The organism is Faecalibacterium langellae (assembly GCF_002549775.1).
GTDB classification, from domain to species: domain Bacteria; phylum Bacillota; class Clostridia; order Oscillospirales; family Ruminococcaceae; genus Faecalibacterium; species Faecalibacterium langellae.
On the sequence record NZ_NMTR01000054.1, the window covers coordinates 1 to 1148 of the forward strand.

Genomic DNA, 1148 nt, shown 5'->3' on the forward strand with positions numbered 1-1148 from the left:
ATTTTCTGCTAAGTGAACTAAGTGGCGTAAAAAGTCATGCGTTTTTGCTTGGTAATTATAAGTCCTGCCTAAATCATAGATATAACCATTGATATAATCAACTTCTGTCTGACGTCCTTTGTTCATATCTTGGTACATTGACGGATAATGCAGAGGGCTTGTTTCCGCGCTAACATACCGAATAGTCTCCCATTCTTCATCACGACTATTCAGAGGAGTAATGCCCGCTAATTCGGCAACGTTATAAGCTTCATCAATTAATTGACGTCCTAGTTTTTCGGCACCTTCATAATCAATGAATTGTCCCATACGAATTTCAAAAAGGGTGCAAATGGTATTGATGACAGAATTGAACACAACTTTTGTGTAAAGTGTTCCTAAAAAATTATCAGTCAGATTTGGATTGAGGTTTGAGGCTTCAAATTCAGTTATTATCTGCTTTTGAACATCATCGACCGTCCCTGATTGAGCGGCAATATTAATAGAACCAGCACCTGCTTTTCCAATAAAATCAACATCTCCTGCGTCTTTCAAGACCGTTCCAATCAGACAAGTTCCTGCTAAAACTTTTTCAGGCACAAAATAGCGATTGATTTTCTCGATATGTCCCATGCCATTCATTCCTGTGAAAACATATTGATTTTCGTGGAAGAAATGCTTACTTCGTTCGAGCAACTGTGACAAATGCATTTGTTTATCAAAAATGATAAAAACATCTGGTTTCCCTTGGTATTCTTCTGGTGTCTGAATGCTAATTGGAATCAGATGACGATTTTTACCATCACGTGATTGATAAACACCACCTTGTTTTCTAACCGTGTCGATTTGCTCTTCCCACGTATCAATAAAATCCACTTGAGCACCGAGGTGTTCTTTTAATAGCAGCCCAAAACGTAGTCCCATTGCACCACTTCCAAGTACAGCATAAGTCAAAGCCATGTCTTTTCCTCCTTTGATTTAAAAAATTATATCACTTCATCAGTCGAATATGGAGGAAATCAGGTATAAAATTTTCTTATGGCTAGCTATAAATAAAGCCTATAAATAAAGCAATGAAAGATTTCATGTGCTTTTTCAAACAAGTCACTAACTATTAACTTTAATATTGTAATCCAAACTAACAACTTTTTCTGTATAAGCATCGGCTG

1 protein-coding gene is annotated in these 1148 nt (G+C 36.7%); it reads right to left on the reverse strand.

Annotated features, from left to right (window positions below; all coding sequences use genetic code 11):
• Positions 1-939, reverse strand: a 939-nt coding sequence (locus CGS49_RS13620) for a ketopantoate reductase family protein (protein WP_097802298.1), incomplete at its 3' end; no start/stop codon positions are given.
• Between the last annotated feature and the right edge of the window lie 209 nt (positions 940-1148).